Below are 8,759 nucleotides of genomic sequence, written 5' to 3'. Positions count from 1 at the left end.
AAAGAAAACATAAACCTTTCTTCGGAGGTAAGCTGATGATATTGCATGGTTCTTCACTCCGGCCGAGCGAAAGTCATCAATATCGCAGCTTACCTCTTACCTGTCGCACTTGGTTTATGAATCCGCGATGTTTAACAAGCTCCGCGGCGTGCCTTATATCGAGCCGAATGCCTGGTTGATTCGCCGCAAAGTCTCCACCACGACCAACGCCCTCAACTCTCTGGCGATGGGGGTACTGTCCGGTGGTGTCTATACAGCCATGCAGGCTCTGGACAAAGCCACCGGTGGTGATGGCGGCTTCAAGGAGTATACCTACTCCTACACCAGCAATGTGAACCACTACAAAGATGTGCTGCGTGCACATATGGGGTCCAACTTTGAGCGGGAAAGCGGCGGTTATCCTCTGGGTATCAAGTCTTTGCATGACTTCCGCGTTCACAAGGTGACATCCGAGAAAGCGCGTAAGACGTTGGTGGGTAAAGGGTTGAAACTGCCGTCTAACTGGACCCTGAATCAACGCAGTGTGTTTGATCGGGCAGTGAAGGCCAAGGTCGTTGAGGAAGCGAACAAAAAGTGGAACAGCGAAGTGGCCAAACAAGGCTTGCGTATTCCACCCAATCAGAGCTGGCTGAGTTTCCAGAAGAACCCGTCGATCCAGGCCCGAATCAAGCAGGAGATGGGTGACTTCTATGTGTCACCAACGCTGGCAGACTGGAACAATGTGCAGTTCAAGCAGCATGTGCTGGAAGTGAATGTTCAGCGCAAGACCCGGGAATTTATCGGTATTCTCAAGGCTCAGCAGAAAGAGTTCGGCGACGGTGGCTCACTGGAGCACGAAGGCAAACAGGCGCTGAGAGCGACCATTATTCCGCCTATCTCAATGTCCCTGAGCCTGTTCCTGGTGATCCTGACTGTGGTCAAGCTGCCGGGTAAAACCGTAGCTCTTCTACAGGTCTCCGGGGTGATGAAGAAGGGGGCTGGAAATCACAAGTTGGCACATGCAGCTGCGCTGAAAGTCGCCCCTCTCCTGATCATCTTTGTACTGCCGGTGATGTTGTGGGACAACAAGTACACTGATGAAAAGTCTGCGGTGAACTACTTCCTCGATAAGGTGGATGAAGAGAGTTCATTCCTGACCTCCCATGCTTTGCACTGGTTGTTGACAACCCAGCCGATGATGCAGCCGATGGGGGAGGGGGTTGATAACGGATTGGGTATAACCCGGGCATTTAAAGTGATAGAGCCGGCGATCGCCAGTTTTGACAAGCGTTTTGGTGGAGAAGAGGTCAAGCCGGTGAAGACCAGGGCAATTCCGGGGTTGTATCCGCTGACCATCAAGACCAATGTGCCGAATGCCAAAATCATGATTATGAATATCAAGCCGTCGTATAAGCCGGGTATTCAACTGCCCCCGGGGCAGTACATTATCAGAGTGGTGGCGCCGGATGGTCGAGCCGTACGGGCAACGGTGAAGCTGACGGAAAAGCAGCGCGTGTTCCGAATTAATTTGTAATTCTTGATTGGTTTACAACATAAAGCCTCGGTCAGTGATGACCGAGGCTTTTTATAGGGAGCTTCAAAAAACTAATGAATCAAGGTTCATAGATCACATAGATTTTCTGCGTAGGCTCAACAACTTCCCATTCCCCTTCAAACCCGGCAGGCACACAAACTTTATCACCGGCAGTGAGTACCTGCTCATTACCTTGATTATCACGGATAATGGATTTGCCGCTGAGAATATGAAAGTACTCATTCTCGGTATAACGAACCTTCCAGCAGCCAACCTCAGCTCCCCATTCACCAGCAAAAAACTTGTCATCGCTCGAAGTGAAGTGCAGACGGTTGTTCTGCTCCGGATTGCCTTTTACGAGGCGTTCGGCATCTGTTGGATACTTTTCGACAGGGGTATCAATGGAGGCAAAGTTGATCAGGTCAGCCAGTGTTTTGCTCATGGTTCTATTGCTCTCCCGAGCTGGTTATTTGTTCTTCTTTCTTTACCGGCTTTGGTAAATTCGAGTGTGCAGTATACGACTTGGTGTTTGATATACTGAACAAAATATTTCTCTAGCGCTGAATACTGATTCTATTTAGCCATTTTAAGCTTGCAGATGTAAATTATATTTGACCCTTGTGGTGGGGCGAATTAGCATCCGTTTTATATTTTGAACATTGATGGTTCGTTTTCCGAGCTGTCATTCGGGATATCAGACAACAACACGATAATTACAAGAAGTTGCACTGCTATGAGTGAATCCGGGAATAAGCCTGTTATTGGCGTTATCAGTTGCGAGAAGACGGTCAAAATCTACCAGGTTCAATCCGTTAACCATTTCTATCTGCAGGCGATCCGTGATTATGGAGGTCTGCCTCTATTGATTCCCGCAGGTTGTGATGAAGCTGATCGTGAGCAGCTACTGGCGATGGTTGATGGTGTGTTTCTGCCGGGCAGTCCTTCCAATGTCGCACCGCGTCATTACGGTGCCACCCATGAAGAACCCGCAACCGATGAAGGCCGGGATGATTTGTCCCTGCCTATTATTCGCCAGTGCCTGGGCAAAGGGATTCCAATCTTCGGAATCTGCCGTGGATTTCAGGAAATGAATGTGGCTTTGGGCGGTCAGTTGCATCCGAAAGTGCATGAGCTATCAGGCTATCTGGATCATCGGGAGCCGGAAGAGAGTGAGTATGAGATCAAGTACGCTTTTGCCCATGGACTGACCCTGCAGGAGGGCGGCCTGTTCCGTCAGTGGTTCCCGGATCAAACAGAATTTCAGGTGAACTCTCTGCATGGTCAGGGTGTGAAGAGTGTAGCCCCGCGTCTGGTGGTTGAGGCCGTGGCACCGGATGGTCTGGTCGAAGCTTTCTCTCTGCCGGAACATCCTTTCTTTGTTGGCGTGCAGTGGCACCCGGAGTGGAAAGCGACCGAGCTGCCTCTGTCTAAAGCTCTGTTCAGCCGTTTCATTGCCAGTGCCCAGGCGAAGAGGGCAGGTTGACATCTGTTCTTGTGTGATGCTCTCTAACCCAGAGCATCACGGATACCAAACCAGATCATCGCCGCTGCCAATGCCGGTGCGCGCAGCAATGTTCCGCCCGGATATCGGTTATGCCGGATACGGGTAAACAGATCAAAGCGTTCTGCATCACCGCTTACCGCCTCGGCCAGCAGTTTGCCGCCCATACCTGACATAGCCATACCATGCCCTGAGTAACCGTGCAGGAAGTAGATGTTGTTTTGCAGGCGGCCAAAGTGCGGCATACGGTTCATGGTGACGGCAATATTTCCGCCCCAGTGCTTTTCTATCCTGATGCCTTTTAACTGTGGGAAAGCCTGCTCGATACGTTTAGTCATAACCTGTCTGACATTTTCAGGCATATTCCGGGTCAGACCTGTGCGCCCACCCCAGAGCAGGCGACCGTCAACATCCTTGCGGAAGTAGCTGAGCAGGTACTTGCTGTCGGCAACAGCCGGATTGTCTTTGAGTACATTGTCCGGGACCGGCTCAGTGGCACAGATATAACTGCCAACCGGAAGAATATAGCGGGCCAGATCAGGAACCAGGCGATCAATGTAGGCATTGCTGGCGACCACCAGATAGTCACAACGTATCTGGCCCTTGTCTGCTATCACTAGAGGCTGCTTCTGTTGTTTGATATCAACAACAGGAGAGTGTTCATAGAAACGGACACCCAGTTCGGCAGCAGCTCTGGCCAGACCAAGGGTGTAATTCAGTGGATGAACATGTCCGCCGGCCGGATCATAACAGCCGCCATGGTAAATCGGCGAACCGGTCATGTCGGTAATCTCCTCGGCGGTTTTAAACTGCAGAGGGTAGTTAAATTCCGTCGTGTGAATGTCGACTGATTGTTGAAAGTCACGAACGTGGGAAGCTTTCGAGGCAACTTCCAGCTGACCGGAGGTCAGGTCACAGTCAATGTTGTGCCGGGCTACTCTGTCTTTGACCAGTTGAATGGCTTCCACAGAAATATCAAAGGCTTTCTTTGCATCAGCTTTGCCCATCGTTCTGATCATGGTTTCCACGCTGTCAGCGATGCCGACAATCAGCTGGCCACCTGAGCGTCCGGATGCGCCCCAGCCTATATCATGAGCTTCGAGAACGCTGACGCTATAACCTTTCAGGGTCAGTTCAAGAGCCGCGCTGATACCGGTCAGTCCGGCACCGATAACAACCACATCAGTCTTATGCTCTCCGACCAGGTGTGGGGGTTGGGGAAATGTATGGGCGGTCGCTGCATAGATGCTGTCAGCGTGCATATTTATCTTCCTGACCAGAATTGCCCGGCTCTCAAGGTGGAAAATCTCTGGTTTGTTGTTTTTATTTTACATTTGGCATGGTAGCGATTTCCTGGCCTGTTGCCGAATATTTTCTGTCCAGAATGGATGTCTGGGCTGATGTTGTATTGCCGGTGTTGTGTGGTAAGTAACCTCTGTCTAATGATTCTCTCAGCAGAGCTGTTGGTTTTAACAATGTTTTCGCTGTAATCATTTTCTCTTTGGGAAGGTGCGGCCAATTCGATTTTCTGTCTTCTATGTAAGACTGGGCAGCGATAAGCGCTTGGTTACTGCGTTTAATGTTACATATAATGAACACTCACAAAGCTACAGAACAAGAGTCGTCGGACAGGAGGTGAAGATTTTGGATGTTGGCGCCCGCTTGAAAGCGGTCAGAAAAATGCATGGCCTTTCACAACGCGAGTTGGCAAAACGCGCAGGTGTTACCAACAGCACTATCTCGATGATCGAGAAAAACAGTGTGAGCCCGTCAGTAAGCTCCTTGAAAAAAACGCTCTCCGGAATCCCCATGTCCCTGGTGGAATTCTTCTCCACTGATATTGATGTGATTGCCAAAGAGCCGGTTATTTACCGGGCAGAAGAATTGCTGGAGATGAATGCCGGCGATATCTCCATGAAAATTATCGGCAAGAATCGCTCCAATCGAGCCATGTCATTTATGGATGAGGTCTATCCGGTTGGCTCCGATACCGGAGAAGAGATGCTGTCCCATGAAGGTGAAGAAGCCGGTATGGTTGTAGCCGGCGTGCTGGAGCTGACCGTTGGTCATGAGGTATATCATCTCAGTCCAGGCGACAGCTATTATTTTGAAAGCAGCCGTCCTCATCGTTTCCGTAATACCGGCGAAGAAGATTGCCGGCTTATCAGCTGCACGACACCGGCCAACTTCTGATGGCCTGACCTCTTTTGCCGGCCCCGCTACAACGATGTTCCCGTCAGCAGTGCCGGCTAAAGTGACAACCTTTCCTCACATCCTTCCTTTGTTGTTTTTATTTTACGCGCACGCTAGTATTGAACGATATTTTTTACATTTTGGCTGCTTTTCTTAACACCCTGTGGTGTGTACTTGTGGTCAGTCTGTAGCGTAAGCCTGAATGATGCAGAGTTCTGCGCATTCTGATAAATACAACAACACAGCTTTCAGAGCTCTTCTAACAAAAAAGCACCTGCACAGATGCATAAATAAACAGGCGCAAAAAGATTATGAGCACAGCAGACACTCAGAGTGCCCCCCGTACAGCTGTCGAGACCGTCGATGTTTCCGGCTGGCAGGATTTCCTTAACCGTAACGCCCAGGTGGGTCATATTGATCTGCTGATTGCAGATATGAACGGGGTCTTGCGTGGCAAACGTATAGAGCGGGACAGCCTCGGCAAGGTTTTCAAGAACGGGGTATTTCTGCCCGGCTCGGTGTTCGCCCTCGATATTAAAGGCGACACAGTAGAAGAGACCGGCATTGGTCTGGAGCAGGGAGACTTTGACTGCCGCTGTCGTCCTATTCCTTCCTCTCTGACGACAGTACCCTGGAAAAATGGCCGTTCTGCCCAGCTGCTGATGACTATGTTTGACCGTGAAGATCAGCCTTTCTTTGCCGATCCCCGGCAAGTTCTGGTGAAAACGCTTGGACAGGTTGAGAGCCTGGGTTTGACAGCTGTGACTGCAGTCGAGATGGAGTTCTATCTTGTCGATAAGCAGCGTGAGAATGGTATTCCTCAGCCACCGGTTTCTGCGATTACCGGTGAGCGGGATCAGGATACGCAGGTTTATTCCATGGACAGTCTTGATGCCTACGCTGATTTTCTTGCGGCTGTGATTGCTGCGGCCCGTGAGCAGGGACTGCCGGCTGATTCCATTATTGCCGAATATGCGCCGGGGCAGTTTGAGGTAAATCTGCACCATGTTGATAATCCGGTGCTGGCCTGTGATCAGGCGATTCTGCTCAAGCGGGTAATTCGTCAGGTGGCAGCGGCGCAGGGTATGGAAGCCACCTTTATGGCCAAGCCTTACGGTGAGCAGGCCGGCTCCGGCATGCATGTGCATATCAGTCTGCTGGACCAGCAGGGCAATAATATTCTGATCAACGACGACGGGTCAGTATCTCAGGCTCTAGAGCATGTCGTCGGTGGCATGCTGGCCTTAATGGAAGAATCCATGGCGTTGCTGGCTCCGAATGTGAATTCCTATCGCCGGTTCCGTCCTGAGTTCTATACCCCGATGGCGGGCACCTGGGGTTATGACAACCGCAGTACGGCCTTGCGTATCCCGGCTGGTGATCCGGAAAATACCCGGGTGGAATATCGGGTGCCGGGAGCGGATGCCAACCCGTATCTGGTGATGGCGGTGATTCTGGCCAGCGTGCATTATGGTCTTGAGCAGAAGATTGTGCCGCCACCTGCAACCAGTGGTAATGCCACCAAAGCCCATCCTCCATCTTTGCCTGATAATCTGCGTGATGCGCTGCGTCTGCTGGAAGGCAGTGACACATTAAAAGCTTATCTGGGCGGTGACTTTGTTGCGCTTTACCATGCCCTGCGGGCAAAAGAGCTGGCCAATTTTGAGCGGACGGTTTCGCAGCTGGAATACGAGCTGTTGCTGAAAACGGTTTAATGTTGGTAATGCATTGAATAAGGCCGGTTTTCCGGCCTTGTTTGGTTGTGGTTTACCGCTATTGAATCGAATCTGCTTTCCTGTGATTTTCCATTTATGGCATTTTGCAGGTAACAACAATGATCCGTGTCTTGGATGTCTTTCCGGCTCTTAATCAAGAGCTGTTTTCTCTGTTGGAAACCCTGACGCCTTAGCAGTGGGAGCAGGAAACCTGCCTGGCCGGGCGAACCGTAAAGGATCTGGCCAGCCATATTATGGATACCTCGTTGCGGCGGCTGTCCATGCAGCGGGATGGTTATTTTACCGAACCTCCCGTCATTCATTCCTATCAGGATCTGGTGGAGTTTATCCAGCGTATGAACAGCGACTGGATAGCGGCAACACGTCGTTTGAGTCCAGGCATCCTGTTAGGCATGCTGCGTCAGTCGGAGACGGAACTGGTGACTTTGCTTGAGACGTTGAATCCCGATGAGTCAGCAATGTTTTCCGTAGCCTGGGCCGGTGAAGAGGTTTCAACCAACGGGTTTGATATTGCCCGTGAATATACCGAGAAATGGCATCACCAGATGCAGATTCGTTTGTCCGTTGGTCAAACCGGTTGCCTTTATCTGCCTCGCTATTTTCAGCCCATTATTGATTGTTTTATTAAGGCCATACCGGTTGCCTATCAGAAGCTGGAGCAGGCTGAGTGTAATCTCATTATTGAAATAACTGGTGAATGCGGTGGCCTCTGGTATCTGCAAAAACACGAGGGTGAGGCCGCCTTTGTGGAAGCTTTTGAGACCGAGAATAAGGTCATCATCAGTCAGGAGGAATTCTGGCAGCTGGTAACCAACAGTAAGCCTAAGCAGGATGTGATTTACACAAGCGTAGGCGACACTGTTTTGGCAGAACTGTTTCTGAAGACAGTTGCGGTAATGTCCTGATAGCCTGCTGTCTGTCAGCCTGAGCTTGTGTTAAGTTGACTGTCGTATAGACAGTCAACTGCCAGATAACAAAATAATGAAAACCTTTGCAGTCGTTGTAGCTTCTCTATTGGCGGCTTTCTTCGGCCTTTATCAATACCTCAATAGCGTTTCACGGGCAGAGCCTTATCCTACGCCGTCTCAGTGTGTTGATTTTTCTGGTGAAAAGTTCGTTGCCCTGGGCGATTCACTGACCCATGGCCGGGTCAGCAGTGACTATGTGCAGATCTTGTCGCATAACAATAAGGCAGCGGATGCGGTCTGGATCAATGCCGGTATTAACAGTCGTTTGGCATTTAATGCCTTGCAGGGGGTCGATAGTGTGATTGCCTGCCAACCCAAAGCAGTCACTATCCTTATTGGTTCCAATGATGTGATGGCCCGGCTGTCAGATGACCGGGTGCAGTATTATGTGGATCACTGGCAGTTAACACACAAGCCGGATTTTGACTTGTTTACTGACAGCCTCACCCGGTTAGTGGATAAGCTGCAAAATCAAACGGATGCACAGATAGCGATCTTTTCACTGCCTCCCATTGGCGAGACGGAAGGCTCCCGAGCTAATCAGCTTGTTGCTGAGCACAATAACTTGATTCGACAGATCGCTGCTGAAAAGGGATTAACTTATCTACCCCTGAATGAAACCCTTTGGGGTGAATTGCAGCAAAGGAAGGAGCCCTCATCCCATTGTGAGATTGATGCCGGATTAATGGAGCAGGCGATCATTCGTTATCGGGTGCTTGGGCAGAGCTGGGATGTGATTGCTGATGCTAACGGGCTTTATTTTCTTACCGACTGCGTTCATCTGAATGATCGGGCTGCAGCGGTTATTGCCAGGCTGGCACAGTCGTTTGTTGATGATCTTTAACGGA

At 50.5% G+C, this 8,759-nt stretch carries 8 protein-coding genes and 1 pseudogene; 7 read left to right on the top strand and 2 right to left on the bottom strand.

Annotation, left to right across the window (positions count from 1 at the left end; genetic code table 11):
* Nucleotides 1-127 precede the first annotated feature (127 nt).
* Complete coding sequence (locus EHSB41UT_RS23170; protein WP_087113244.1) at nt 128-1,513, top strand: hypothetical protein; 1,386 nt, start codon at nt 128-130, stop codon at nt 1,511-1,513.
* A gap of 79 nt (nt 1,514-1,592) precedes the next feature.
* Here the strand turns inward: EHSB41UT_RS23170 and EHSB41UT_RS23165 are convergent, their stop codons facing one another.
* Complete coding sequence (locus tag EHSB41UT_RS23165; protein WP_087113243.1) at nt 1,593-1,955, bottom strand: cupin domain-containing protein; 363 nt, start codon at nt 1,953-1,955, stop codon at nt 1,593-1,595.
* A 291-nt stretch (nt 1,956-2,246) separates the two neighbouring features.
* Between EHSB41UT_RS23165 and EHSB41UT_RS23160 the strand changes: the two genes are divergently transcribed.
* On the top strand, nt 2,247-2,996 hold the full coding sequence (locus EHSB41UT_RS23160) for a gamma-glutamyl-gamma-aminobutyrate hydrolase family protein (RefSeq protein WP_087113242.1): 750 nt from the start codon (nt 2,247-2,249) through the stop codon (nt 2,994-2,996).
* Nucleotides 2,997-3,019: 23 nt separating this feature from the next.
* Here EHSB41UT_RS23160 and EHSB41UT_RS23155 read toward each other — a convergent pair whose 3' ends face one another.
* On the bottom strand, nt 3,020-4,276 hold the full coding sequence (locus EHSB41UT_RS23155) for an NAD(P)/FAD-dependent oxidoreductase (protein WP_087113241.1): 1,257 nt from the start codon (nt 4,274-4,276) through the stop codon (nt 3,020-3,022).
* A 247-nt stretch (nt 4,277-4,523) separates the two neighbouring features.
* Here EHSB41UT_RS23155 and EHSB41UT_RS25110 point away from each other — a divergent pair.
* The 5 genes and pseudogenes from EHSB41UT_RS25110 to EHSB41UT_RS23130 all read left to right on the top strand — a co-directional run.
* A pseudogene (locus EHSB41UT_RS25110) lies at nt 4,524-4,793 on the top strand (helix-turn-helix domain-containing protein); the annotation flags it as partial.
* Nucleotides 4,794-4,823: 30 nt separating this feature from the next.
* The gene (locus EHSB41UT_RS23150) at nt 4,824-5,207 is read left to right on the top strand and encodes a cupin domain-containing protein (RefSeq protein ID WP_462938302.1); all 384 of its coding nucleotides are present in this window, start codon (nt 4,824-4,826) and stop codon (nt 5,205-5,207) included.
* Nucleotides 5,208-5,518: 311 nt separating this feature from the next.
* A complete protein-coding gene (locus tag EHSB41UT_RS23145; RefSeq protein ID WP_087113240.1) occupies nt 5,519-6,922 on the top strand; it encodes a glutamine synthetase family protein in 1,404 nt (467 codons plus the stop codon).
* Between the two features lie 254 nt (nt 6,923-7,176).
* Nucleotides 7,177-7,848, top strand: a complete 672-nt coding sequence (locus EHSB41UT_RS23135; protein WP_087113238.1) for a hypothetical protein — start codon at nt 7,177-7,179, stop codon at nt 7,846-7,848.
* A 76-nt stretch (nt 7,849-7,924) separates the two neighbouring features.
* Nucleotides 7,925-8,755 carry an SGNH/GDSL hydrolase family protein gene (locus tag EHSB41UT_RS23130; protein ID WP_087113237.1) on the top strand — a complete coding sequence of 277 codons (831 nt, stop codon included), beginning with the start codon at nt 7,925-7,927 and terminating at the stop codon, nt 8,753-8,755.
* Nucleotides 8,756-8,759 lie beyond the last annotated feature (4 nt).

The sequence above is a fragment of the Parendozoicomonas haliclonae genome (assembly GCF_900174585.1).
Lineage (GTDB): Bacteria > Pseudomonadota > Gammaproteobacteria > Pseudomonadales > Endozoicomonadaceae > Sansalvadorimonas > Sansalvadorimonas haliclonae.
Note: the sequence above shows the minus strand (reverse complement) of the source record. Positions and strands in the feature narration are given on the sequence as shown.

Bases quoted from the DNA above. Each gene is read 5' to 3' on its own strand.
- EHSB41UT_RS23170 (WP_087113244.1), top strand. From the start codon at position 128: ATGTTTAACAAGCTCCGCGGCGTGCCTTATATCGAGCCGAATGCCTGG.
- EHSB41UT_RS23165 (WP_087113243.1), bottom strand. From the start codon at position 1,955: ATGAGCAAAACACTGGCTGACCTGATCAACTTTGCCTCCATTGATACC.
- EHSB41UT_RS23160 (WP_087113242.1), top strand. From the start codon at position 2,247: ATGAGTGAATCCGGGAATAAGCCTGTTATTGGCGTTATCAGTTGCGAG.
- EHSB41UT_RS23155 (WP_087113241.1), bottom strand. From the start codon at position 4,276: ATGCACGCTGACAGCATCTATGCAGCGACCGCCCATACATTTCCCCAA.
- EHSB41UT_RS23150 (WP_462938302.1), top strand. From the start codon at position 4,824: ATGTCCCTGGTGGAATTCTTCTCCACTGATATTGATGTGATTGCCAAA.
- EHSB41UT_RS23145 (WP_087113240.1), top strand. From the start codon at position 5,519: ATGAGCACAGCAGACACTCAGAGTGCCCCCCGTACAGCTGTCGAGACC.
- EHSB41UT_RS23135 (WP_087113238.1), top strand. From the start codon at position 7,177: ATGGATACCTCGTTGCGGCGGCTGTCCATGCAGCGGGATGGTTATTTT.
- EHSB41UT_RS23130 (WP_087113237.1), top strand. From the start codon at position 7,925: ATGAAAACCTTTGCAGTCGTTGTAGCTTCTCTATTGGCGGCTTTCTTC.